This window comes from Paraburkholderia phymatum, from assembly GCF_040965635.1.
GTDB classification, from domain to species: domain Bacteria; phylum Pseudomonadota; class Gammaproteobacteria; order Burkholderiales; family Burkholderiaceae; genus Paraburkholderia; species Paraburkholderia phymatum_B.
The window spans coordinates 254,393-279,256 of the sequence record NZ_JBFRCH010000003.1; the positions used below are offsets into that span (position 1 = coordinate 254,393).

The window sequence follows — 24,864 nt, forward strand, 5'->3', positions numbered from 1 at the left end:
GGCCATCAGGCGGGCGTCTCCTCTTGCGCGGGCGGGTTGCCGCCGGGCGCCATGTGCGGCGGGTGCAGCGACAGGCGCATGCCGACGAGCGCATGCAGCGTGTCGCGCAGCCAGCGTTCGGCGGACGGAGCATTGCGGCTCTGCCCCTGGTCTTGCGCAGGTTCCTGTCCTGGTTGTGCGGGTTGTGCGCGTTGCGACCCGCCTTGCGCCTCTTCGATGCCGCGTGCCGTCACGCGCGCGACGGCGGCATCGATCGCGTCAATCAGCGCGCGCGGCACCGGCTGCCGCGCGCGCTGATCGATGCATTGCTCGAAATACTGCCGCACGCCTGAGAGCACGTCATCGATGGTGTCCTGCAAGTCGGCTGTCAGTTTGCGGCGCGTGCGCCGAAGGTCCAGCGCGTTCAACGCGACGCGGAAATCGCGGAAGCTTTCGATCGACGGATGACGGTGCGAATCGGTTGCGGCGTGGCGCGGCAGCAGTTGCATCAGCCGATCGAGCATGCGCGCGTACAGATTGCGCTGGTCCTCGATGGCGGCCGTCGAAGCGCTCACCACGACATCGGACCACGCCGAGCGCGTAAGCCGCGCAGCCGCGAGTTCCGCGCCGAAAGGCCGCGTCGCGCGTGTCCAGATGAACGCGAACAGCAAGCCGCCGACGCCAGCCAGATTGCTGTTGAGAAACACGAAGAAGTCCGCTTCGTAAGCGCTCTGAATGCTGATGAACGTGGCCGTGTTGACGGCGACGAGCATCGTCACGAGATTGAACTGCGGGCGCGGAATCAGCGTGCCGATGATCAGGAACGGCCCGGCGAAGATCACCACCAGCATCGCGAAGTCGTGCACGTGCGGCAGCACCGCGAACACGTACAGGCCCGCGAACACGACGCTCGCGCAGGTCGAAAGAAAGAACTTGAATACAGCGGGCGCGGGTTCGTCGAGCGCGGCGAAGAAGCAGCACGACACGGCCGCGAGCGTCACCGCGCCCGCGCCGTCGTTCCAGCCCGACGTGATCCACAGTCCGCACGCGACGATGATCGCGCCGACCGCCGATGCAGTGGAAAACAGCATCATCCCGCGATCGAAGAAGCGCTCGGTGCCGCCCAGGCGCCAGTGACGAAAACGCGGCCGCCACTGCGCCGTCTCGTGGACGATCTCCGCGCGCAGACTGCGAATGTCCTGCCACACATCGACGACCTGGCCCAGACGCCAAAGCGCGTTCGACAGCAGCGCGGCATGCCAGCTTGCAAGCGATGCCGCGGGCGGCTTCATCGCGGCAATGCGCTCGCGCAGCGCTTCCGCCTCGCGGTCGGTTTCGTCGGCGTGCCTCGCTTCGAGCGCGGGCGATCTGATCCACTGCGCGACATCCGCGAGCAGCGCTGCGACTTCAGGCGGATGCGTGCCATTCTCGCGCATCAGTTCGATCAGCGGATCGGCCATCGACGAAATCAGCGGCAGGAAGATCTGCATGCGCCCTTGCAACGCGCGTGCGCGACGCACGATGTCGGGACGCGTGTGGTCGTAGGTCAACTGGCTCAACGGGAATTCGAGGCCGTTGACGGTCGCCGCGAGCCGCTGGCGCGAAGCCGAAATCGACGCACCCGCGATGTGGCCTGAGAGCGTCTCGCTTGCGTAGAAGGCGGCATCGCGGAACCACGCGTCGGTGCGCTCGATCAGCGTCGGCGCGAGGCGGCTCGGAAACACGACGCTGCCCACGATGCTCGCGACCACGATGCCGAGCAGGATCTCTTCGGTACGCGTGATGGCGAGATCGAACACGGTCGTCGGATTGGTGACGGCGGGCAGCGCAATCAACGGCAGCGTGTAGCCGGCGAGCAGGAACACATAGCTGCGCGCCGTGCGGTCGTTCATCGACAGATAGAGCAGGGTGCCCGTCCACAACGCGACGATCACGCTGAACAGAAACGGCGACTCGACGAACGGCGGCACGATCAGCACGGCGCCCGCCGCGCCGATCGCCGTGCCGAGCGCGCGATACAGCGCCTTCGAGCGCGTCGCGCCGACGAACGGATTCGACACGATGTAGACAGTTGCCATCGCCCAGTACGGGCGCGGCAATTCGAGCGCAAGGCCGATGTAAAGAGCGATCATCGCGGCCGCGAACGTCTTGGCGGAGAACAGCCAGTCGCGGAGTGAGGGATAGACCATGGCGCTTACGCTTTGCCTTTGCTGCCGGAGCGGTCCGGCGCGCGTGCGAATGTGCCGTCGTCGACGGCCGTGGGGTTGCCGGATGCGGGCGGCGTCGTGGCTGCATCCAGCGATGCGTTGAACGCATTCAGCACGCGCAGCGTCGTCTCCAGATCCTCGCGTGTCACGCCTTTGAGCACGCGCGCCCGCAGATCCATCAGGCGCTCTTCCATGCGCGCGGTGACGGCGCGGCCTTCGTCGGTGAGCGTGATGGTTTTCGCGCGCCTGTCGTCGGGGTCTTCGTCGCGGCGCACGAGACCCGCCGCGCATAGCTGGTCGAGCAGACGCACGAGCGATGGCCCTTCGATGCCGACTTCTTCTGCGAGCGTCACCTGGCGAACCGCCTCGCCGAGGCGGTTAGCCGTCAGCAGCGGCCCCGCGCAGGCTTCCGACACGTTGTACGCGGACAGCACGCTATGGCTCGTGCGGCGCCAGCGGCGCGCGGCGACAACCAGCGTGCTGCTGACAGAGCGGCGCAGGAGATGGAGATTAGCCATGGGGCGGGATTGTATGTCGATTTCTATTCGTTAGCATCCTATCGACCTACAGTTTTTAAGGAAATACTTCAAAATTTTTCTCCGTGTGGCGCGAGGCGCTGAAGCGCGCGGGCGGGGCTGCTCTAAAGAGACGCATTAGCCGGGATTCTGGCATCGGCATGTGACGCGCTCCGCGCCGGTGTCGCGCGGGCTGCCGGTGTGGCTGCGGCGGAAAAATTGCGTGTTGCGCATGCAAACGGGGTACTAACGAGAAAGTTATTCTTTGGCCTCATCGCGTTGCACGCGGGCTTGGTTTTGCCGCTTATGCGCGAGTGCCTTGCGTCATGCTTGTGTCTTGATGCGGTTTCCACGCTGCTCCAAGCTGCAATGCGGCAACGCGCGAGGACCACCGACAAAAGCGAATCGTTTCCTCGCGGCGCGCACTTTCGAAAGAATCGTTTTTATTTCAGACGGCCACTGCGCAAACGCCCAGCGCCTGCCGATATCCAGCCAGTAGATCGCCACTGATGCAAGTGGAAAGAACTCCCGCATCGTTCCCGTATTGAACTCCTGTCAGCCGACGCGCGAATGCGCCCACTCGACGGAGCACTGTCGATGAGGTCGTTGGCGATAGTTCGAATGTCATTAATCAGGATGACGAATCATATTGGACGGCCCGTCGATCTTTCATCAACACGCACGCTGCGCTCACACATCAAAGCTTTTCGCCGGGCGCGACCCTGGTAGTGGATTTTTTTGTCATGATCAAACGACGTCAATTCCTCGGTTTGCTGACCGCGCTCGGCGGCGCTCGCGTGCTAAGCGCATGCGGCGGGGGCGGTGGCTCGGGAGGCGGCGAGGGCGGCTCTACGGGCATTAGCGCCAACAGCACAACGACAACCAGCGCGGGCGTGACGGCGGCAGCCGGAAACGGCAAGACGCCCGCTTCGACGAGTGGTGCGACGGCGGGGTCGTCGAACGGAAAGGGTTCGGGTTCCTCCAGCGGAACGAATAAGGGCTCATCGGGCGATTCATCGACGGGATCGTCGAACGATAGCGCGCCGGGATCGGCGGACGGCACGGCGATTCCGCCTGCGCCTTCGATCACCGACAATCAGGCTGCCGTCTGGACGCTCGTCAACGGATCGGTCTACCGGAACAGCGTCGCTGCGGGCAACACGTACAACGTGACGCTGCTGCTGTGGTACGGCGGCGGCATCTATCACCAGGGAACAGGCGGGCAGTTCTACGGATGGAACGGCTCGACCTGGTTCGCATGCAACGATCCGCGTCTTGGCGGCACGTCTGCGGACGGCACGACGATTCCCGCGTCGCCGTATATCATCGACAAGGTCGGCGCGCTGTGGACGGTGGCAAACGGCATCGTCCTTCGCAACAACGCTGCCGTCGGCGTGACATCGAACGTGTCGATGCTGCTGTGGTACGGCGGCAAGCTCTGGTACCGGTCGACGGACGGACAGTTCCATGTGTGCAGCGATCTCGACCAGTGGATGCCGTGCAGCGATCCGTGCATCCCCGTCGCGGCGACGAGCGGCACATTCCACGGCATCAACGGGCATTACGACTATCGCTACACGCCCGCCCAGATCGTGACGATCATGCGCAACATGGGCTGCTCGACCTATCGCGTCGGCTGCATAGACGATCCGACGTCGCTCGGCGCCGTTGTCAATCTCGCGCAGGCGTTCCAGGCGTCGGGGCTGACGCTATTCGTGCTGGTCAACCTTGGCATCCGCGATTCGAACGGCTTGCTCTTTGCAAGCGAATCGGCGGCGTACAACCGCGGGTATTCATGCGGCGCGACAGTGGCGCGCGCGCTCGCACCGTATGGCGTCGTGATGTTCGAGTGCGGAAACGAATTGACGCGCGATGACGCGATCATTCTCGACTCGACCAACGCGGGGACGAAGGCGGTCGACTTCAGCAACATCAATTGGCCGATCATGCGCGGCGTGATGCGCGGGATGATCGACGGCGTGAAGTCGGCACAATCCAATGCGAAATGCGGGATCAACTTCTGCGTCGCGGATACGGGCGCCGCCGATGCGTTGTGGGACGGCAAGCAGCCGGACGGCACGAGCGGCTATCCGGCGGTGCGATGGGATCTGACGACGTGGCACAACTACGAGGTGTACGGCGATATTTTCGATATCGGCTCTGACGGCTCCGGTCCCGGCTTCGACCTGCCGACTTACTGCAAGGCGCGCTATGGCGTGCCGTTCCTGCTGACCGAGTGGAACACCGGGCCGGAGAAGAGCCAGTCGTATCGCGCGGATTACATCACGTCGCGCTATGCGACGTACTATCAGGCGAGAAAGACGAAGAACATCCAGTCCGTGATGTACTACGTGCTCGATAGCGGCGATACGACGTACGGCCTAATGATCGACGGTGCGCCGGTGAATCTGCCGTATAACGCGTTTGTCGGGTTTGTCGCGGGGCATCCGGATAGCTAGGGCGTTTGTTGTGGTTGCAGGGTGGCGTTGATTCGAGGATCGGCGCTGGGCGTTTTGATTTTACATAAGATAAATTATCACCAGAACGTTTGTAGCGGCTGAATTGTAATGTCCGCTTTTAGCCAAGTTGAAATGTCCGCTTTTCGGACCATCGTAAGCTGACCGGCCGCCGGCTAACCGGCACGGGGAGCTTCGATGGCAGTCATAGAACGGATAACGATGACGATGCGCGAGCTGGACAGGTACAAGGTGATTCAGGACGTGGCCGATGGTGTGCTCAAGCCGTCGCGTGCCGCCGAACGACTCGGGCTGACGACGCGGCAGATCCGCAGACTGGTCGGCAGACTGCGTGACCAGGGAGCGCCGGGGCTCGTGTCGCGTCGTCGCTCGAAGCCCAGCAACAACCGCCTGGACGCCGTGACGGCCGATCGGGCCATCTCGATCATCCGTGATCGCTACGCGGATTTCGGGCCGACGCTGGCGCGCGAAAAGCGGTATGAATGTCATGGCATTCGCCTGGCGAAGGAAACGGTGCGCCGGCTGATGACGGCCGCGGGGCTCTGGGTGCCGCGCCGGCAGCGGCCGCCGAAGGTGTACCAGCCGCGCGCGTGGCGCGCATGCGTGGGCGAACTGATCCAGATCGACGGCAGCGAGCCATGCGTGGTTCGAGGACCGGGCGCCGCAATGCGCGCTGCTGGTGTACGCGCTGCATTTCACGGCGACGGAGTCGACGTTCAGTTACTTCGAGGCGACGCGCGCGTACATCGAGCGCCATGGCAAGCCCGGCGCGTTCTATAGCGACAAGGCGAGCGTATTTCGCAGCACCACCGCCGGCAAGACTGGCAACAGCGTGACGCACTTCGGCCGGGCGATGTACGAGCTGAACATCGACAGCTTCTGTGCGAACAGCAGCCCGGTCAAGGGCCGCGTCGAGCGCGCCCACCTGACGCTGCAGGACCGCCTGGTGAAGGAACTGCGGCTGCGTGGCATCAGCACGGTGGCTGCAGCCAACGCCTGGGCACCCTCATGCAAATAAGAAGTAGGTAAAGCTGCGTGAGGTTCACCCAGTTCCTTACTTTGAAACTCGACGAAGGAAGAATGCCGTCAGCTTGTGCCCGTGCGCCATCCGGTCGGGCACGAATTCAGTCCGGGTTTTCCGTTCGTCAATCGCGATCAGCCGGGAAGCAGCCATCTCCTCGCAAGATCCACGAGGCTCAGAACGACTTCAAAACAGATTAGCCCGATTACATACCATTCCAGTTTGTGGATTTTCTTGTTCTCCACAATATCCGCCAAGGTTTGTACGGTATCTGAGATCAGAGTCAGTTTGCGCTCTAACGCTGCGTGACGCTCGTGCAGCTCAAATTCATCTTCGAGGGCGGCATACAGGCCACCAAGGGCCGGAAAGTCCCACAGGATTTCAGGTTTGTCACCGATCTCTGCACGGCCAACCATGCGGTGTTCGATCAATATCAGATTGCCTATTTTCGAAAACAGTGATTTCGAATCCGCATTCACCTTTCCCGAATTCGCCAGTTCCAGGGCCACGGGGGCAATCCCATCGAATTTACCCGCGACCTCCTTCTCATACAGTGACAGGACGAGGCTCTTCCCGAGCACGTCCGCGACTATCTGTATCTTCTCCAACGTGACCTTGTCCACCGACAGGGCGTCGCTCTGCACCCCCGCGTTGGACCTTCCACTGTAGATGTCGAGTTCTTCGACCTCAGGGCTGTCGTAAGCGTTGGTTATGATGGTTTTGAGGGAATCAATAAAAGCTGTTTCATCGTTGGTACCCACGCCAAAAAATACAACAACACCATAACGAAACAGAACTGCTACGCCATCGTCAGACCCGACGGTCAGTGTGAGTGGCGTGGTGCCCATCGGATTGGCGATCTTATAATTTTTCAAATCAAGCCGGTCTCCGATCAGGCGTGCGCGGGCTTTCACGTGTTGCCGGGAGTCGAGAGCGAGCTGGTTCATGTTCTACCCACCAATCCGATTCATCTCACAACATGCGCTTCGACCGATTGCGCGCAGCTCTGCCAGGCGTTTTCGTCGCGACTTTTTCAATATCGTGATCCGAACAGTGCGCGCATTCGATGCGCGACGCAAGACATGAAGAGCCAGGCACTCGCGCTCGCATAAGGCAGCGTTTTGCGGGATTCTGAAGGGCGCAAGCACCAGCTTGTCCACTCTGGCGGCCCCGCCCACGGGCCGCCGCGAATGCCTTGGCGGCAAGGTGCTCGCGTTCGCATCAGGCAGCGTTGTTTGAGAGAGACCAATGCAGTCGCGCCCACCGACTGCTGCGAATACCTTGGCGAGGTCTCTATCTCGAACGAACGATTACCCTGTTTAGGGCCGATCGCTCAATGCATAAAACCCTGCCGAAGCAGGGTTCTGATACTTCGCGCCGAGGCCGTGGATTATTGCGCCGCCTTCTTGTGCGTCACATGGTGACTCACTTTATGCATGTGCTTCGTCGTCTTGTGTGCAGGCGCCGGCGTCGTGGCGGGAGCCGTAGCCGTGGCTGCTGGTGCGGTCGCCGCGGGTGCCGATGCCTGGGCGAACGCGACAGTAGCAAACAGGGATGTGATCAAGGCGGCAGCAAGCTTCTTCATTCGGAGTCTCCAGTGGTAAGGCGACGATTCATTACGTCGTCCACTGCCATAACGCGTGGGGATTGGTTTCGTTGACGTCAGGTTAGCGGTTTCGTGAGCTTGTCCCGACACCATTGCACCTACGACGTCAATGAACCTCCTTGCCTCCGCCCGACAGGCCGATACGGCCACGCCAGCGATCATGGCCGCCGAGTCGCCATGCGCGTAGGTGCTGCACTTCGACGCGGGTTCGGCCATGGAAAGTGGCGATGTCCACCCTGGACACGCGGAAGCGGCACTACTTGCCTGAATACAGGTTGCGTTGCTGGATGGAGAGAACCGTTAACCGAGATATCGCACGTTCGCCGAGGTGCCGAACACCTCATTGACGATCGCGACCAGATGATCGTGGTGACTGAGAAAGATTACCTGCATGCGCCTGGCCAGTCCCGCCAGCACACGAAGTCCGGCCTTCGCACGCCTGTCGGCGAAGTTGATGAAAAGGCAATCGGCGACAAAAGGCAACGCGAAGCCATGCTCGCAATGGAGTTCGAGTGCAGCGAGGCGCAACGCCAGATAAAGCTGGTCGCGTGTCCCCTCGCTCATGCCGGCGATCTCCACGCGTTCGCCGCCCGCCCGCACTGCGGCCAGCGCCAGTGGTTGGCTATCGTAATCGACAGAAAGACGTTCGAACGCGCCCAGCGTCAGTTCAGAAAAGATTGTGCTCGCGCGCGCCAGCATCGGCCCCTGACGACGCTCGCGGCATCGGTCGACGGCCCAGCGCAGCAAGGTGGACGCCGTCTCGACCTTGATGAAGCGTTCGGCCGCCTCGGCCATGGCGGCGAGCGCCTCCTGGCGTTCGCTTCGGCAATCGCCGCACTCGCGCCGCCCGAGATCGCCTCCAGTTGCTGACGCGCCTCGGCCACCCTGGTCGCCATTTCGGCACGTGCGTTGACCGAGTCCGTCAGCGCGAGGCCCACGCTCAGCAGATCGGCCTGGACTGTCTGCAGATCAGTCGCGTCGACTTCCTCGGCAAGTTGATCGATGCTCAGCCCGTCGCCATCGTTGACGAGACTCCTGTGCGCCTGCCCGATGGCGGCCACCAGTTTGCGCTTGCTGTCCGAGCGAGCGATCAGCGGACGAAGCAGGTCAGGCTTGTCGACGGCGGCAAGCGCATACGGCGGACGCAGTTGCGCTGTCGCCTCATCCACGTCCGCACGGGCGAAGCAAACGCGCTCCGACACGTCCATCAGTTCGTTCGTCAGGCGCTGGGATTCGGCCTGCACAGCCCGCGCCGACGACAGACGTCGCGAGAGTTCGATCGAAATGTGATCGCCGTCTTGATGGTGGACTTGCCGGCTTCGTTGGGCCCGACAAGAAAGTGAAAATCGTGCGACGAGCGGGGAAACGCCACCGCTTCGTCGGAGAACCTGCCGTAACGGATCAGTTCGAGCTTGCCTATACGCATATGTCAGTTCGCCTTCGCCAACTGTTCGACCAGACCGGCGCGCACTTCACGCACCAGTCCCGTCAGATCGCCGTTAAGCACATCGAAGAGCGCGGGCACCATCTCCTGCAGCTCATGAGGCGAATGGGTTGCCAGCCCGATCAGCCGCTCTTTCAGCAGCGCGAGAAAATCCGGATCGGATTCGGCTTCGACGAGCAGGTTGTGCAGATCCGCGATGGCATCCGCGCGATCGAGCACGGCATTGCTATCGCCGAGCGGGCTCGTCTCGATGCGCACCTTCTCAAGCCACAGACGGTCGTGGCTGAGACCCGCGATCTGCGCAAGCACTTCGGCGCGCAATTGCGGTTCGAGTCCGAACAGCTCGCCATGTGCCGCGGTCGTTCCCGTGACCGTCACACGCACGGCGTGCTGCACCGTCGCCGACGCCGATTCCGCGAGCATCTCCAGATGGCTACCAACCGCGCGCACGACATCGTTGAGCGTCGCGCAAGCCGAGGCATCGACCTCCACCGCTTCCCAACGCAGCACATCGACGAAGAGGCGCTCGATTTCGATCTCGCCCGAATCGTCGACCGTCACCATGACGGCGCCGCGACGTCCCGTCTCGCGGATATTGCGGCCTTGCAGATTGCCGGGGAACACGACCGTCGATCGATCCCGCCACATCGCAAACTCGTGCACGTGTCCGAGCGCCCAGTACTGATAGTCCTTGCCATGGAGTTCCGCCAGCGAACACGGCGCATAGGTCGCATGGGCCGCATTGCCTTCGAGCGCCGTGTGCAGCACGCCGATATTGAAGTAGCCGGACACAGGCGCCGGGTAGCTCGTAACGAGGTTCGCCGTCGTCTCCCGTTCCCTGAAGCTATGGCCGTGCAACGCGACTTTCAGCGCGTCGATCTTGAACGTCTCCGCCTTGCGCGTGGAAAACGTGCGGACGTTGTCGGGCAGTTGCAGCTGTTTCGTCATCTCGCTTTCGGCGTCGTGATTGCCGAACAGGACGAACACGGGAATTTCCGCGCGTCGCAGCCGGCCCATCTCCCGGCAGAAAAAGATGCCCGTGTTGTGGTCCCGCCAGGTGCCGTCGTACAGGTCGCCGGCGATCACCATGAAATCGACGGATTCGACGATGGCGGTCGTCACCAGCGACGAGAATGCCTCGCGCGTCGAATTGCGCAGCATGGCCGCAGGCGCATCCGCATAGGCAATCAAGCCGTGAAGCGGACTGTCGAGATGAATATCCGCCGCATGGATAAACCGCATGTTCACTCCCGGACTGAACGAATGGCTATCGACGCGCGCAGCAATGGCGCGCCGATGCCGGACGTCGATTCTAAGCGAAACGCCAGACGCATCGACGATAGCAATATATCGGCACAATCGGGCAGCCCCCTCCCGGCCGACATCGCTTGTGATGCGGGCGTACGGCCCAGATCGACGCGAGGCAGTCGCCATGATCAATGGCGCGCTGACGCGCGCAAAGGACGCAATCGAAATTCAGGGGTACCTGGTCACGGTGGGAGGGGCCGGCGGCCGTCATCAAAGTGACGACGTGAAGCTGACCGTGGACTACGTTTTCGGCGGCACCTCGCCGGGGCTGTTGCCGGTCAGCGAAGGGCCGGTTGAGCGGGGCAGTTTTTCAGTAGCGTCAGTTCCTAGTTGTTGCTCCCGGGTTTGCTCTACATCTCATGCTACCGCAACCGGAGTACTTGTCGGCTGCCGAACGCGTTCTGCGGTAGTTGTTTCAGAATGAAAAGCACTTGCGCAGCGACTGCGATGCGGCGGCAAGCCAGCACGGCCTCACGCCCAGCTACCGGTCACTATTCACGGCATTCCGTTGACGAATACATGATTGCGCCACGTGCCGGAAGCCGTGTCGTTCATGAGTCGACCGCTGAACTTGGGACCGCTTGAACTGCAACATTTGTGGCCAGCATGCCATCGCCGTTGACTACGGCACCGATAGTAAACGGCACGTTCATCAGTTGCGAACTGAACCTCTCCGGCCAGCCTTCCGTCCGGTGCAACGAGATCGGGACCGCGCGAGTCACACTCATGGCCATAACGACCAACGCTCCAAAGATTGATTTCTTCAACACCTTGGTTCTCCGGTAGTTGAGCCATCCGGATGATTGCGCCTCTACTAGTGTTGATCAACAAGGATCAGGGAAATCTAGACCCGGAACACAAAAGCGTTGCCGCTCGCGTGAAATAAAATACAGCTATTAAGCTAAGTTTTCTTTTCTTGATGGACAGATTTCCGCGACAAACTTAGGCTTGCGAATTGCTTTAGTCTTTAAGATCCATCACTGGAGTTCGCATCGATGTCAGATCTTCGCCACAATACGGCCATTCGTTAAAATGAAGCCGGTGTGTCTTGATGGCCGATGGACTATACCGCTCGCGCCGTAGACCGTACTAACTCTGTCACCGTCGCGCCATTAGAAGTGTCAACTCGCCACCAGGCGAACACCAAGCGAGGGCAAAGCTCCGACCCTTACGCCCTGCTCTTGTGGGCATGATGCGGTGACAACATTGCTTCGCTTTACGGCATTCCAGACCAATATCCCGGACTCAATGCCGCAGTGGAGTCGGTGCGTGCGGGCGAGCACGGCAGAGGCTGCGAGGTCGTGGCGCGCGAGGTCAGGAACCTCGCGCAGCGCAGCGCGAAGGCAGCAAGAGAAATCAAGGCATGATCGGCGACTCCGCGCAACGGGTGCAGACCGGTAGCCAGCAGGTTGCTCAGGCCGGCGCCACGATGGGCGAGATCGTGGCCAGCATAGAGCGCGTGACGGGCATCATGGGAGAGATCACGGCACGCAGTCCCAGAGCGCCGGAATCGAGCAGATCAATCAGGCGTTGGAGCAGATGGACCAGATCACGCAGCAGAACGCGGCGCTCGTTGAAGAGGCTGCAGCGGCGGCCGCATCGCTGCAGGATCAGGCCGGGCGTCTCGCGCAACTGGTCGGCGTCTTCAGGCTTGATGGCGCACAGATCCAGCGTCCCGAAGCGACCCGATATGGCGATCCGAACTGGTATCGGGGCCCGCTGTATGTGGCAACAGAAGAGGTGTTCGACCATCGAGCGCAGATACGCAGCAGTTGCGTAGCGGTCGAACGGCACTGCCCGACGCTGCCTGTCATCAGATGGCCGGCGTCGCCGGTAGGAATGTCAAACGGCTGCAGAAGTGGCGGGAAGCTCAAGCCGAGCTTTACTCAGGACAATGCGCCGAAGAACATTCGAACATTCTCGTAAAGACGTTGCTTAAAACCGCTTCGGCCAAAGCTTCCGGCAGCTCATTGGGCATCGTCATGGCGAAGTAGAGGACGCCATCCAGCAAGGCGATGGTGGCAAGCGCGTGATGGGCCGGAGAGCCTGGCAACTGCACGTTAGCGCGCTTGCAGAACTGCTCGATGAAGGACGCGATCAGGTCGCATTTTTCCAGCCACAGGGCGTTTACGCGTTCCCGGAATTTCGCGTCACGCATTGCGTGCAGGCGTGCCTCAGCCCAGACGAGGTAGTGCTTGTCGTCCCGATAGCATCGGGCGTACAACGAGGTGAGCTGCTTGTGCACGTCTTCGGTGGACGCGGCGTCTAGCAGCTTCTGTAACTGTTCCCGGATGTACTGGTGATCCAGGCGGAGCAGTTCGACGAACAGGTCGCTCTTGCTGTTGAAGTTCGAGTAGAACGCGCCGCGGGTATAGCCGGCCTGAGCCGCGATGTCCTCCACGCTGGTCGCGGCCAGCCCTTTTCTGGCAATGCTCAAGGCCGCAGCGTCGAGCAAACGACAGCGAGTCTGTTCGCGGTGTTCTTCGCGCGTCAATCGTTTGCGTGGCATGTGAGAAGGTGTTCGGCCATCTGGGATATGGGTTTCGTTGCGCTATCGAATTTGGACGCCCAGTCCTGCAATGCAAGCCGTTCGCCTATCCCATGGGTTGACATGCCGGGTGTCGGCCGGATACTTACCTCAGCGCATCCACACATGAATCACTCCCGTGGCGAAAGGAATCCTCAGCAACGACGATGGCGAATCCCATGTTCCTCCTGCGTCACTATGGGTGTGTTCGGTTGCTACCTGATGGCTACCGCAGCCCCGGATTCGCGAGGTTGCCAACCGCCACCGAGCGCCTTGAAGGCCGCGACCGCTGCGCGTGCTGATTCCGTTTGCGCCTGCGCCCGCTCATCGGAGGCGCGTAGCAAGCTTTCGTCGGCCTGCAGTACTTCGACGAGACTGACCACGCCTTTTTGATAGGCTGCAAACGATGCCGCTCGCGCGCGACCCAGCGAGTCCACGCCCTGGTTGAGCACAGCAGCCTGTTCCTCGCGCTTGACCAGTGCAGAAAAGGCGTTCTCTACGTCTTCGGTTGCATGGAGCGCGGCAAGCCGATACGCCGCCAGCATCTCGGCCTCCTCGCCCTTGGCCTGATTGATCTGCGCATTGATGCGACCGAAGTCGAACAGACGCCAGCGCAGCCCCAGCACACCTGCAGCTTGATTGGCGCCGCTCGTGAAAAGATTGCCACTGGCCACGGAGGTCGCGCTGCCGATCAGCCCACTCAGGGAGAGCTTCGGATAGTACTCACCGATGGCGACGCCAATACGCGCGTTCGATGCGGCCAGGCGCCGCTCGGCCACGATCAGGTCAGGCCGACGCCTGAGCAAGTCGCCCGGTGATCCGGTGGCGCCGATTTGCGGGGCGGCCGGGATGTCGCCCGCTTCGACCAGCTCTGCCCGATGCGTGCCGGGCTGCGCGCCGAGCATCACATCCAGTGCGTTCATCGCTGCATCCAGGCCCGCCTCGAGGACCGGGACGGAGGCCCGAACCTGGGCAAGCGCCCCCTCGGCCTGTCTCACCTGAAGCTCGGCCGCCAACCCCTTGCCGTACAAAAGGTTGATGGTCGAGAGCAGTTCCTGCTGCGTCTGCACCTGATGCCGGGCAACGTTCAGACGGGCTTGCAGTCCACGGATGGTGATGTAGATATCGGCGGTCTGCGCCGCTACCGCCAGGCGCGTGGCCGCTGCGCCCGCTTCCGAAGCCTGGTACTCGGCTAGCGCCGCTTCCCGCCCACGACGCAGGCCTCCGAACACGTCCAGTTCCCAGCTCGCGCTGAGATTGGCTTCGTAGTCGTTGCCGTAGCGGTCGAAACCGGGCGTCGCGTTCAAGACTCGTCCCAAGGGCGTTTCAACGGACTGGTAGACTCTGGCCGCCTGGCCGCTGAGATTACCGGAAGGCAGCAACGCGGCATTCGCTGCCCCAAGTCCTGCACGCGCTTGTGCAATGCGAGCGGATGCCTGCGCGAGGTCGAGGTTTTGCTCCAGCGCGAGCGCGACGAACCGTGTCAGTTGCGGATCGCCGAAACCCGTCCACCACGTGGCGAGATCGGCACTGGCCGTTGCAGGCCGCTGATCGACCGCGGCCTGGCCGTGGAACCGTTCCGGCATGGATACGTCGGGCGGGACGTAATCGGGGCCGACGGCGCAGCCTGCCGAGAGACTGGCGACAATGAGTACGGCAAGGAGTTGTTTGGGCAGCATGAGCTTCTTCCGGCGAAGGGAGAACGGAGCGAGTGATGTGACTATAATACACTTTAGTCACTTGTTGTCGATTCTTGAGAGCGGCGGTAAGCTGCGAACCATGAAAAATGCAATCAGCTATCCCGTTTCGGCCCGTGGCCCGGCCGACCATGAGGTGCGCGATCAGATCGTCGCTGCCGCCACCGAGCACTTCAGTCGGTATGGCTACGAGAAAACGACCGTCTCCGATCTCGCCAAGGCCATCGGCTTTTCCAAGGCCTACATCTACAAGTTCTTCGAGTCCAAGCAGGCCATTGGCGAGATGATCTGCGCGAACTGCCTGCGCGAGATCGAAAGCGAGGTCAAGGCGGCCGTCGAGGAGGCCGACCGGCCGCCCGAGAAGCTGCGGCGGATGTTCAAGGCGATCGTGGAGGCGAGCCTTCGCCTGTTCTCCCAGGACCGCAAGCTTTACGAGATTGCCGCGTCGGCCGCCACCGAGCACTGGCAGGCGACACTCGCCTATGAGGAGCGCATCCAGAAACTGCTTCAGGACATCCTGCAGGCGGGCCGGCAAAGCGGGGACTTCGAACGCAAGACGCCGCTGGACGAGACCGCGATGGCGATCTACCTGGTCCTGCGCCCCTACCTCAACCCGCTCATCCTGCAGCACAGCTTCGATTACACCGAGGAAGCGCCGGCGAAACTGTCAAGCCTGGTGCTCCGTAGCCTCTCACCCTGAAACGAAGCGTATGTGACTATTGACTATACTAGTCACTAGAACCATAATGAAAGCCATCATCACTTCGTCGATGGGACTTTCATGCGCTCGCGCCGCCTCGCCACCTCTACCGTCGTCTGTGCCTTGCCGTTTGCGCTGGTCGCCTGCGGCGGCAAAGCACCCTCCGATCCGCGCACCGAGGCACCGCTGGTGCGCGTCGCAGTCGTTCAGGGCGCTATCCCCGCGTCACGTTCGTTTACCGGAACCGTAGCCGCCCGCGTGCAGAGCGACCTGGGGTTTCGCGTATCCGGCAAGGTGCTGGAGCGGCTGGTGGACGCCGGGCAAACCGTCAAACGCGGCCAGCCGCTCATGCGCATCGACCCGGTCGACCTGAAGCTTGCGGCGCAGGCGCAGGAAGAGGCGGTTGCGGCCGCACGCGCGCGGGCGCATCAGACGGCGGAGGATGAAGCCCGCTACCGTGACCTGCGCGGGACCGGTGCGATATCGGCTTCGGCCTACGATCAGATCAAGGCGGCGGCGGATGCGGCCAAGGCCCAGCTCAGTGCGGCCGAAGCACAAGCCGACGTGGCCCGTAATGCGACCGGTTATGCGGAGCTCGTCGCGGACGGCGATGGTGTCGTCATGGAAACGCTGGCAGAACCGGGCCAGGTCGTCAGCGCGGGACAGCCCGTGGTGCGCCTGGCCCACGCCGGGCGTCGCGAGGCCGTTATCCAGTTGCCCGAAACGCTGCGCCCCGCGATCGGTTCCGTTGCACAAGCCACGCTCTTCGGCAAAGACGGCGTTGGCGTTCCGGCCACGCTCCGCCAGCTTTCGGATACGGCGGATCGCCTTACCCGCACCTTTGAGGCGCGGTACGTGCTGGAAGGAGCACTGGCCAACGCCCCGTTGGGCGCCACGGTGACGATCCAGATTCCGGATGCACATGCCTCCGTGCAAGGCGGCTTGCAGGTGCCGATGGGCGCCCTGTTCGACGCGGGCAAGGGACCCGGGGTGTGGGTCATCAACGGCAAGCCTGCAAAGGTGTCCTGGCGGCCGGTTGCCATCCAGCATCTGGAGGACGATGGCGCACGCATCGCCGGTCAACTCCAGCAAGGTGACCGGGTCGTTGCGCTCGGCGCGCATCTGCTGCGCGAAGGCGAACAGGTCCGTGTGGCGGGCCAGACGGCCGCCACTTCGACCGAGGGAGTCCGTCCGTGAGCGAAGGTCGTTTCAACCTGTCGGCGCTCGCCGTGCGCGAGCGCTCCATCACCCTGTTCCTGATCTGCCTGATCTCGCTGGCCGGGCTCCTTTCGTTCTTCAAGCTGGGCCGGGCGGAAGACCCGGCCTTCACGGTCAAGGTGATGACCATCATCACCGCGTGGCCTGGCGCCACCGCGCAGGAAATGCAGGACCAGGTCGCCGAGAAGATTGAAAAGCGCATGCAGGAGCTGCGCTGGTACGACCGGACCGAGACCTACACAAGACCTGGCCTGGCGTTCACGACCTTGACGTTGCTCGACAGCACGCCGCCTTCGGAAGTGCAGGAGGAGTTCTACCAGGCCCGCAAGAAAGTCGGCGACGAAGTAACCAACTTTCCGTCTGGCGTGATCGGGCCGATCGTCAATGACGAATACGCAGACGTCACCTTTGCGCTGTTCGCGCTCAAGGCCAAAGGCGAACCGCAACGCCTGCTGGTGCGCGATGCGGAGACACTGCGTCAGCGGCTGCTGCACGTACCGGGCGTGAAGAAGGTCAACATCATCGGCGAGCAGGCGGAGCGGATCTATGTCGAGTTTTCGCATGACCGTCTGGCCACGCTGGGCGTGAGTCCGCAGGACGTATTCGCCGCGCTCAACAGCCAGAATGTCCTGACGCCAGCCGGCTCCGTGGAGACCCGGGGCCCTCAAGTGCTCATTCGCGTGGACGGCGCCTTCGACGCATTGCAGAAGATCCGCGACACGCCGGTTGTGGCGCAGGGGCGCACGCTGAAACTGTCGGACATTGCCACCGTCAGTCGTGGCTATGAAGATCCGGCGACATTCACGATCCGCAACAACGGCGAACCGGCCTTGCTGCTCGGCATCGTCATGCGTGACGGCTGGAACGGACTCGACTTGGGCAAGGCGCTGGACCGTGAGGTGGGTGCGATCAACGCTGAACTGCCACTGGGCATGAGCCTGAGCAAGGTCACGGACCAGGCCGTCAACATCAGCTCGGCGGTCGATGAGTTCATGATCAAGTTCTTCGCTGCTTTGCTGGTGGTCATGCTGGTGTGCTTCGTGAGCATGGGCTGGCGCGTGGGGGTCGTGGTCGCTGCGGCCGTGCCGCTGACGCTCGCAGCTGTCTTCATGGTGATGGCCGCGACCGGCAAGAACTTCGACCGGATCACCCTGGGCTCCCTGATCCTGGCGCTGGGTCTGCTGGTGGACGATGCCATCATCGCCATCGAAATGATGGTGGTGAAGATGGAAGAAGGTTACAGCCGCGTGGCCGCTTCCGCCTATGCCTGGAGTCATACGGCCGCGCCTATGCTATCGGGCACGCTGGTGACGGCCGTCGGCTTCATGCCCAATGGCTTCGCCCGCTCCACCGCAGGCGAATACACCAGCAACATGTTCTGGATCGTTGGCATTGCACTGATAGCGTCCTGGGTGGTCGCCGTGGTTTTCACGCCTTACCTCGGCGTCAAGCTGCTGCCCGACTTCAAGAAGGTCGAAGGGGGACACGATGCGCTCTACGATACGCCGCGCTACAACCGCTTCCGCCAGTTGCTTACGCGTGTCATCGGGCGCAAATGGCTGGTCGCCGGTTCGGTCGTGGCGCTCTTTGTCGTGGCCATCCTCGGTATGTCGGTGGTCAAGAAACAGTTCTTCCCCATCTCCGACCGTCCTGAAGTGCTGGTTGAGGTGCAAATGCCCTATGGCACGTCGATCGCCCAGACCAGCGCCGCCACGGCGAAGGTGGAAGCCTGGCTGGCCAGACAGAAGGAAGCCAGGATCGTCACTGCCTACATCGGTCAGGGCGCCCCACGGTTCTATCTGGCAATGGGCCCTGAACTGCCTGATCCGTCGTTTGCCAAGGTCGTGGTCCGTACGGATAGCCAGGATGAGCGCGACGCGTTGAAGCAGCGGCTGCGACAAGCCATCGCCGACGGTCTCGCGTCGGAGGCGCGCGTACGCGTCACACAACTCGTATTCGGCCCGTATTCGCCGTTCCCGGTCGCCTACCGGGTCACGGGTCCGGACCCGGACAAGCTACGTGGTATTGCGGCTGAAGTTCAGCACGTGATGGACGCGAGCCCGATGATGCGCACGGTCAACACCGACTGGGGTACGCGCACGCCCGCACTGCACTTCACCTTGCAGCAGGACCGGTTGCAGGCGGTGGGGCTGACCTCCAGCGCCGTGGCGCAGCAGTTGCAATTCCTGCTCACCGGTATCCCTGTCACCGCAGTTCGTGAGGACATTCGAACCGTTCAGGTTGTGGCGCGTTCGGCTGGCGACGTCCGGCTCGATCCGGCCAGGATCGGCGACTTTACGCTGGCGGGCGCCAACGGGCAGCGCATCCCGCTGTCACAGGTGGGCAAGGTCGACGTGCGCATGGAGGAACCGATCATGCGCCGGCGCGACCGCATGCCGACGATCACCGTGCGGGGCGACATCGCCGATGACCTTCAGCCGCCGGATGTGTCAACGGCGATTACCAGGCAGCTTCAACCCATCATGGCCAGGCTGCCGGGCGGCTACCGCATCGAGCAGGCCGGCTCCATCGAAGAGTCGGGCAAGGCGACGGTAGCCATGTTGCCGCTCTTCCCGATCATGCTGGCGGTCACCCTGCTGATCATCATCTTGCAGGTGCGCTCGATCTCCGCGATGGTCATGGTCTTCCTGACCAGTCCATTGGGGCTGATCGGCGTCGTGCCCACCCTGATTCTGTTCCGGCAGCCATTCGGCATCAATGCACTGGTCGGCCTGATTGCGTTGTCGGGCATCCTGATGCGCAACACGCTGATCCTGATCGGGCAGATCCGCCAGAACGAACAGGCGGGGCTGGATCCCTTCAAGGCAGTCGTCGAGGCAACCGTGCAGCGGGCCCGACCGGTGATCCTGACCGCGCTGGCGGCGATCCTGGCGTTCATCCCGCTTACCCATTCGGTGTTCTGGGGAACCCTTGCTTACACGCTGATTGGCGGCACGTTTGCAGGGACGATTCTGACGCTGGTATTCCTGCCGGCCATGTATTCCATCTGGTTCAGGATCAGGCCGGGCAGTACAGCTGATTCGCAAGGAGGCAAGCATGAACGGGCACAACCTGCGGAACAGATGTTTGAGGACTCGTCAGCCAACCAGAGATAAACAACGCCACTCTCCAAAGGAACTGCTATGTCGAATTCGATCGTTGTCGTTGTTACCGGCGTGTCATCGGGGATCGGACGTGCCACCGCAGAGAAATTTGCCAAACGGGGCTACAAGGTATTCGGCACCGTGCGTAGTGCTACAAAAGCGCAGTCAATACCGGGCGTGGTGCTGGTTGAGATGGATGTCCGCGACGAGGCTTCAGTTCAGCGTGGATTCCAGACCATCATCGCTCAGGCCGGGCGGATCGATGTGCTAGTCAATAGTGCGGGGGTGACCCTGCTCGGTGCGACGGAAGAAACGTCGCTTGCCGAAGCGCAGTCGCTGTTCGATACCAACGTCTTTGGAATCTTGCGCACGACACAAGCGGTGCTGCCGCATATGCGCGCGCAGGGTTCGGGAAGAATCGTCAACGTCAGCTCGGTGCTGGGCTTTCTGCCAGCTCCATACATGGGGCTCTATTCGGCCTCCAAGCATGCTGTTGAGGGACTGTCCGAAACCCTGGATCATGAGGTGCGCAAGTTCGGGATCCGCGTGGTGCTGGTCGAGCCTTCCTATACCAGGACCAATCTGGACCTCAATGCGCCCCATGCGGCTTCAAAAATTGCGGCTTATAACGACGACCGCGCGGTCGTGTCCCGTGCGATTCAGAAAAGTGTCAATGAGGCGCCGGCACCGGATGGTGTCGCCACCACGATTGTCGATGCTGCTCTGGGTCCATGGAAAATGCGCCGCACGCCCAAAGGCGAAGCCTCCCTTCTGAGAAAATTGCGCCGCTTCATGCCAGCTGGCCCAGTCGATGCAAGCCTGCGGAAGACATTTGGGCTGGCTTGAAATCATGCTCCTTAGCAGATTTAGTTGTGTGAGCGACCCTCGATTCGCGGTCCGCGCGATGTCCCGAAATGAAGGGTATGAAAGCCCCAATTTTTCGTTCCCTTCGGACGCGATTACGGCCAATGTCCCGAAACGAAGGTCGGATAGCCCAACTATCTACCCCTTCATTTCTGAGCGAGTGGGCCTGTCGATTCAACTTCATCCTGAAACTCGCTCGTAACGCCTGGCGCGCACCAGATCCCGGTCACATACATCATTTTCACGATCGTCAGCGGTTCGCGGAATCGTCGTCGAACGGGTCCTTGTGGACAGCCTCGACGTCGACGGTCCGGCCGTCGTCGCCGAACGCGCGCGCCTGCCGGACAGCGCGCGCGTCTTCCACCAGAAAGTAGTGCGACCGCGCAATCTGGCTGCCGGACGACACGATGGCGAAACCCCCTGCCCTTCGTCCACTTCCCATACACGCCCGACCTTGGCGCTGGTGTTTCAGTCCGTCGCTGCTTTCAGCTCAATGAGTAAATCCTTCGCCGCCACGCGGTCGCCCGCGTGCACATGAACGGCGGCGATCTCGCAATCGCGGTCAGCTGCGATGTGCGTTTCCATCTTCATCGCTTCCAGCGCGACCAGCGTGCTGCCCGCCGATACGCGCTGTCCGGGCTGAACCGGGACGGTCACGATCGAACCCGGCATCGGCGCGGCGATATGCAGCGGGTTTTCCGGATCGGCAACCGCCTGGCTCTTGCGTGCCGGACCCGCGAGCACGGTACTGGCCTGCTCGATGACGGCCGTGCGGGACTGTCCGTTCAGTTCGAACTGGACCTTCACCATGCCCTCTTCCACATCGGCGTGCTGTCCCTGCAACGAGACGAGCAGCGTCTTGCCCGCGTCGATATCGACGGCGACTTCTTCCTGCGGCTGCAAGCCATACAGGAAGGATGGCGTGGGCAATACGGAGGTATCGCTGTACGAACGCAGGTGCGCATAATAGTCACCCGTCTGCTTCGGATACATCAGATACGAAGCGAGCTGCCTGTCATCGAGCGGGTGCTCGCAGAGGGCCTCGCCCTGCGCACGCGCGGCGTCCAGGTCGACGGGCGCAAGCTGATCGCCGGGACGGTACGGCGTGGGCGGTTCGCCGCGCAAGACCTTGCGCGACAGTTCCGCAGGAAAGCCGTCGGGCGGAAAACCAAGCTCACCCTTGAAGAGCGACACGACCGATTCAGGAAACGCGATCTCCTTCGCCGGATCGCATACGTCCGCAGCGCTCAGATCGTTCGCCACCATCATCAGCGCCATGTCGCCGACCACCTTCGAGGTCGGCGTCACCTTGACGATATCGCCGAATATCCGGTTGACGTCCGCATACGCGCGCGACACCTCCGTCCAGCGATGTTCGATCCCGAGCGAGCGCGCCTGTTCACGCAGGTTCGTGTACTGGCCGCCGGGCATCTCGTGACGGTAGACATCTGCTGTGCCGGCCCGGATCTCCGATTCGAACGGCGCATAGTAGCGACGCACACCTTCCCAATACATCGACGCTTCATGCAGCTTCTCAAGGCTCAACCCCGGATCGCGCTCGCTGCCTGCCAGCGCCGCAGCAATGCTGGAGAGATTCGGTTGCGATGTGAGGCCGCTCATTGCATCGAGCGCGCCGTCGACGGCATCGCAGCCTGCATAGATTGCGGCAAGTGCCGATGCGGCTGAAATACCGCTGGTGTCGTGCGTATGGAAGTGGACGGGCAAACCCGTCTCTTCCTTGAGCGCCCTTACGAGCGCTGCGGCAGCCTGTGGACGACAGATGCCCGCCATGTCCTTGATGCCCAGAATGTGCACGCCGGCACGCTGGAGTTCACGCGCGATGCTGACGTAATACTTCAGGTCGTACTTCGAGCGCGAGGTGTCGAACAGATCGCCCGTATAGCAGATGGCGCCTTCACATAGCGCGCCGCTTTCACCCACTGCATCGATCGCCACGCGCATGTTGCACACCCAGTTCAGCGAATCGAACACGCGGAACACGTCGACGCCCGCGCTAGCTGCCTGCTGTACGAAGAACCGAACGACGTTGTCCGCGTAGTTCGTGTAGCCGACCGCGTTCGATCCGCGCAGCAGCATCTGGAAAAGGATGTTCGGCACCCGTTCACGCAATTGCGTCAGACGCTCCCACGGGTCTTCCTTGAGAAAACGCAATGCGACGTCGAAGGTAGCGCCGCCCCAGCATTCCATCGAAAAGAGCTGCGGAAGCTCGCGAGCGTAGAACGGCGCGATGGGCAGCATGTCGGCGGTACGCATGCGTGTGGCGAACAGCGACTGGTGAGCATCGCGCATCGTCGTATCGGTCAGCAGCACCTGTTTCTGGTCCAGCATCCAGTGCGCGAACTTGTCCGCGCCAAGCTCGCGCAGGCGGTCGCGCGTGCCTGCCGGCAGCGGCCCGGAAGTGTCGAGCGCAGGCAGCACGGGCTTCGGCAGCGGCAACGCCGGCAGCGAGCGCCCGCTGATTTCCGGATTCCCATTGACGCTCAACTCACCGAGATAACGCAGCAGCTTGGTCGCCCGGTCACGACGTTTCGTGAAGGCGAGCAGCTCGGGCGTCAGGTCGATGAAGCGCGTGGTGACGTCGCCGCTTCCAAAGGCAGGATGATTGATGACGTTTTCGAGGAACTGCAGATTCGATGCGACGCCGCGAATGCGGAATTCACGCAGCGCGCGGTCCATCCGCCGGATCGATTCGGCCGCCGTCGGCGCCCACGTGGTCACCTTGACCAGCAGCGAATCGTAGTACGGCGTGATGACCGCACCGCCGTAGGCGGTTCCGGCGTCGAGCCGCACGCCGAAGCCCGCCGCGCTGCGATACGCGGTGAGCCGCCCATAGTCGGGCAGGAAGCCGTTGTCGGGGTCCTCGGTTGTGATCCGGCATTGCAGCGCATGACCGTTGAGCGGAATCTCCGCCTGCGCGGGCACGCCCGCGGCGCGAGCGTTGATGGCACCCGCTTCATCCAGCGTGTCTTCCGTCAGTCCAATCCGGCCACCTTCCGTAATGCGGATCTGCGCCTTGACGATATCGACTCCGGTGATCACCTCGGTAACGGTGTGCTCGACCTGGATGCGCGGATTGACCTCGATGAAGTAGACCTGGCCCGAGTCCGCATCCATCAGGAACTCGACCGTACCGGCATGCGTGTAGCCGACCGCACGCATCAGGCGCAGCGCGGATTCACACAACGCCGCCCGGCCCGCCTGATCCAGATAGGGAGCAGGCGCCCGTTCCACGACTTTCTGGTTGCGTCGCTGCACGGTGCAGTCGCGTTCGTAGAGATGCACGAGGTTGCCATGCGAGTCGCCGAGTACCTGCACCTCGACGTGGCGCGCGTTGCGCACCAGCTTCTCCACATACACCTCGTCATTGCCGAAGGCCGCGAGCGCTTCGCGCCGGGCTGCGGCAAGCGCCGACTCAAGATCCTGTTCAGTTTCCAGCACGCGCATGCCGCGCCCGCCGCCGCCCCAGCTTGCCTTGAGCATCAGCGGATAGCCGACGCCGGCCGCGAGACGCTTGCATTCATCAAGGTCGCACGGCAACGGGTCTGTGGCGGGCATCACCGGCACACCGGCCGCGATCGCCGCGTTACGCGCCGCCACCTTGTTGCCGAGCATGCGCATGACTTCCGGCGACGGGCCGATCCAGCGGATACCCGCATCGATCACTGCCTGCGCGAACTCGGGGTTCTCCGAAAGGAAACCGTAGCCGGGATGAATGGCATCGACCTTCGCCTGCCGCGCGATCCGAAGTACATCGTCGATGTCGAGGTAGGCGGCGAGCGGCTTTTTGCCCTCGCCCACGAGATAGCTCTCATCGGCCTTGAAGCGATGAAGCGCGAGCCGGTCTTCCTTCGAATAGATGGCTACCGTGCGGATGTCCATCTCGGCGGCCGCGCGCATCACCCGGATCGCGATCTCGGAGCGGTTGGCAATCAGCAGGGACCGGATCGGAGCGTAGTTCATGATGTGCAAGAGAAAGGTAACTGGTTGCGATCGCGCGGTGCGGACCGCCGGAACTCACGTGTGACGAATTGGACTAGAGCTCTGCCAGCCTGACGGAAAGCGTACGTTGAACAGAGCGTTGATAGATTAGCGAATCCGACAGCCATTGGCGATCAGGCGACCGCATAGGCCAGCAATGAATGAGGATGGTGGCGTTTTTGGACAGTTAAGGCTGGC

Annotated in this window: 16 protein-coding genes and 3 pseudogenes; 8 read left to right on the forward strand and 11 right to left on the reverse strand. The window is 62.2% G+C overall.

All coding sequences use genetic code 11. The features are described from left to right. Positions 1 to 5 precede the first annotated feature (5 nt). Positions 6 to 2,168 (reverse strand): FUSC family protein, encoded by a 2,163-nt coding sequence (locus AB4Y32_RS07785; RefSeq protein WP_368720765.1) that lies wholly within the window; start codon positions 2,166 to 2,168, stop codon positions 6 to 8. 5 nt (positions 2,169 to 2,173) lie between these two features. Further along, positions 2,174 to 2,704: a MarR family winged helix-turn-helix transcriptional regulator gene (locus AB4Y32_RS07790; protein ID WP_368720766.1), complete on the reverse strand. Its 531-nt coding sequence runs from the start codon at positions 2,702 to 2,704 to the stop codon at positions 2,174 to 2,176. 740 nt (positions 2,705 to 3,444) lie between these two features. On the opposite strand from AB4Y32_RS07790, the gene AB4Y32_RS07795 reads away from it, so the two are divergent. Together AB4Y32_RS07795 and AB4Y32_RS07800 are read left to right on the forward strand one after the other, a co-directional pair. Then, complete coding sequence (locus AB4Y32_RS07795) at positions 3,445 to 5,160, forward strand: hypothetical protein (protein WP_368720767.1); 1,716 nt, start codon at positions 3,445 to 3,447, stop codon at positions 5,158 to 5,160. Positions 5,161 to 5,355: 195 nt separating this feature from the next. Further along, positions 5,356 to 6,187: pseudogene (locus AB4Y32_RS07800) on the forward strand (ISNCY family transposase); the annotation flags it as partial. Positions 6,188 to 6,333: 146 nt separating this feature from the next. Here the strand turns inward: AB4Y32_RS07800 and AB4Y32_RS07805 are convergent. The 3 genes from AB4Y32_RS07805 to AB4Y32_RS07815 form a co-directional block, all read right to left on the reverse strand. Beyond that, positions 6,334 to 7,146: an RMD1 family protein gene (locus AB4Y32_RS07805; RefSeq protein ID WP_368720768.1), complete on the reverse strand. Its 813-nt coding sequence runs from the start codon at positions 7,144 to 7,146 to the stop codon at positions 6,334 to 6,336. 443 nt (positions 7,147 to 7,589) lie between these two features. Next, positions 7,590 to 7,784 (reverse strand): hypothetical protein, encoded by a 195-nt coding sequence (locus tag AB4Y32_RS07810; RefSeq protein ID WP_368720769.1) that lies wholly within the window; start codon positions 7,782 to 7,784, stop codon positions 7,590 to 7,592. A 321-nt stretch (positions 7,785 to 8,105) separates the two neighbouring features. After that, a complete protein-coding gene (locus AB4Y32_RS07815; protein ID WP_368720770.1) occupies positions 8,106 to 8,600 on the reverse strand; it encodes an ATP-binding protein in 495 nt (164 codons plus the stop codon). Positions 8,601 to 8,668: 68 nt separating this feature from the next. Here AB4Y32_RS07815 and AB4Y32_RS07820 point away from each other — a divergent pair, with 68 nt between their 5' ends. Next, positions 8,669 to 9,148, forward strand: a complete 480-nt coding sequence (locus AB4Y32_RS07820; RefSeq protein WP_368721099.1) for a hypothetical protein — start codon at positions 8,669 to 8,671, stop codon at positions 9,146 to 9,148. Between the two features lie 2 nt (positions 9,149 to 9,150). Here the strand turns inward: AB4Y32_RS07820 and AB4Y32_RS07825 are convergent. Beyond that, a pseudogene (locus tag AB4Y32_RS07825) lies at positions 9,151 to 9,231 on the reverse strand (AAA family ATPase); the annotation flags it as partial. 3 nt (positions 9,232 to 9,234) lie between these two features. Then, a complete protein-coding gene (locus AB4Y32_RS07830; RefSeq protein ID WP_368720771.1) occupies positions 9,235 to 10,491 on the reverse strand; it encodes an exonuclease SbcCD subunit D in 1,257 nt (418 codons plus the stop codon). Between the two features lie 1,287 nt (positions 10,492 to 11,778). On the opposite strand from AB4Y32_RS07830, the pseudogene AB4Y32_RS07835 reads away from it, so the two are divergent. Continuing rightward, positions 11,779 to 12,483 (forward strand): annotated as a pseudogene (locus AB4Y32_RS07835) (methyl-accepting chemotaxis protein); the annotation flags it as partial. Here AB4Y32_RS07835 and AB4Y32_RS07840 read toward each other — a convergent pair. After that, entirely contained in the window at positions 12,440 to 13,066 is a 627-nt protein-coding gene (locus AB4Y32_RS07840; RefSeq protein ID WP_368720772.1) for a TetR/AcrR family transcriptional regulator, read from the reverse strand. The pseudogene AB4Y32_RS07835 and the gene AB4Y32_RS07840 sit on opposite strands and share 44 nt — an antisense overlap. Positions 13,067 to 13,299: 233 nt before the next feature. Continuing rightward, complete coding sequence (locus AB4Y32_RS07845; RefSeq protein ID WP_368720773.1) at positions 13,300 to 14,763, reverse strand: efflux transporter outer membrane subunit; 1,464 nt, start codon at positions 14,761 to 14,763, stop codon at positions 13,300 to 13,302. Positions 14,764 to 14,863: 100 nt separating this feature from the next. Between AB4Y32_RS07845 and AB4Y32_RS07850 the strand changes: the two genes are divergently transcribed. From AB4Y32_RS07850 to AB4Y32_RS07865, 4 genes are all read left to right on the forward strand, one after another. Further along, positions 14,864 to 15,481 carry a TetR/AcrR family transcriptional regulator gene (locus AB4Y32_RS07850; protein WP_368720774.1) on the forward strand — a complete coding sequence of 206 codons (618 nt, stop codon included), beginning with the start codon at positions 14,864 to 14,866 and terminating at the stop codon, positions 15,479 to 15,481. Positions 15,482 to 15,562: 81 nt separating this feature from the next. Continuing rightward, entirely contained in the window at positions 15,563 to 16,678 is a 1,116-nt protein-coding gene (locus tag AB4Y32_RS07855; RefSeq protein ID WP_368720775.1) for an efflux RND transporter periplasmic adaptor subunit, read from the forward strand. Continuing rightward, positions 16,675 to 19,815 carry an efflux RND transporter permease subunit gene (locus tag AB4Y32_RS07860; RefSeq protein ID WP_368720776.1) on the forward strand — a complete coding sequence of 1,047 codons (3,141 nt, stop codon included), beginning with the start codon at positions 16,675 to 16,677 and terminating at the stop codon, positions 19,813 to 19,815. The genes AB4Y32_RS07855 and AB4Y32_RS07860 overlap by 4 nt, the downstream gene beginning before the upstream one ends. A 27-nt stretch (positions 19,816 to 19,842) precedes the next feature. Then, positions 19,843 to 20,649: an oxidoreductase gene (locus AB4Y32_RS07865; protein WP_368720777.1), complete on the forward strand. Its 807-nt coding sequence runs from the start codon at positions 19,843 to 19,845 to the stop codon at positions 20,647 to 20,649. Positions 20,650 to 20,917: 268 nt separating this feature from the next. On the opposite strand, the gene AB4Y32_RS07870 is transcribed toward AB4Y32_RS07865, so the two are convergent. Both AB4Y32_RS07870 and AB4Y32_RS07875 read right to left on the reverse strand, forming a co-directional pair. Then, a complete protein-coding gene (locus AB4Y32_RS07870) occupies positions 20,918 to 21,073 on the reverse strand; it encodes a hypothetical protein (RefSeq protein WP_368720778.1) in 156 nt (51 codons plus the stop codon). Positions 21,074 to 21,135: 62 nt separating this feature from the next. After that, complete coding sequence (locus tag AB4Y32_RS07875) at positions 21,136 to 24,648, reverse strand: pyruvate carboxylase (protein ID WP_368720779.1); 3,513 nt, start codon at positions 24,646 to 24,648, stop codon at positions 21,136 to 21,138. Positions 24,649 to 24,864 lie beyond the last annotated feature (216 nt).

Bases quoted from the DNA above. Each gene is read 5' to 3' on its own strand.
- AB4Y32_RS07785 (WP_368720765.1), bottom strand. From the start codon at position 2,168: ATGGTCTATCCCTCACTCCGCGACTGGCTGTTCTCCGCCAAGACGTTC.
- AB4Y32_RS07790 (WP_368720766.1), bottom strand. From the start codon at position 2,704: ATGGCTAATCTCCATCTCCTGCGCCGCTCTGTCAGCAGCACGCTGGTT.
- AB4Y32_RS07795 (WP_368720767.1), top strand. From the start codon at position 3,445: ATGATCAAACGACGTCAATTCCTCGGTTTGCTGACCGCGCTCGGCGGC.
- AB4Y32_RS07805 (WP_368720768.1), bottom strand. From the start codon at position 7,146: ATGAACCAGCTCGCTCTCGACTCCCGGCAACACGTGAAAGCCCGCGCA.
- AB4Y32_RS07810 (WP_368720769.1), bottom strand. From the start codon at position 7,784: ATGAAGAAGCTTGCTGCCGCCTTGATCACATCCCTGTTTGCTACTGTC.
- AB4Y32_RS07815 (WP_368720770.1), bottom strand. From the start codon at position 8,600: ATGGCCGAGGCGGCCGAACGCTTCATCAAGGTCGAGACGGCGTCCACC.
- AB4Y32_RS07830 (WP_368720771.1), bottom strand. From the start codon at position 10,491: ATGCGGTTTATCCATGCGGCGGATATTCATCTCGACAGTCCGCTTCAC.
- AB4Y32_RS07840 (WP_368720772.1), bottom strand. From the start codon at position 13,066: ATGCCACGCAAACGATTGACGCGCGAAGAACACCGCGAACAGACTCGC.
- AB4Y32_RS07845 (WP_368720773.1), bottom strand. From the start codon at position 14,763: ATGCTGCCCAAACAACTCCTTGCCGTACTCATTGTCGCCAGTCTCTCG.
- AB4Y32_RS07850 (WP_368720774.1), top strand. From the start codon at position 14,864: ATGAAAAATGCAATCAGCTATCCCGTTTCGGCCCGTGGCCCGGCCGAC.
- AB4Y32_RS07855 (WP_368720775.1), top strand. From the start codon at position 15,563: ATGCGCTCGCGCCGCCTCGCCACCTCTACCGTCGTCTGTGCCTTGCCG.
- AB4Y32_RS07865 (WP_368720777.1), top strand. From the start codon at position 19,843: ATGTCGAATTCGATCGTTGTCGTTGTTACCGGCGTGTCATCGGGGATC.
- AB4Y32_RS07875 (WP_368720779.1), bottom strand. From the start codon at position 24,648: ATGAACTACGCTCCGATCCGGTCCCTGCTGATTGCCAACCGCTCCGAG.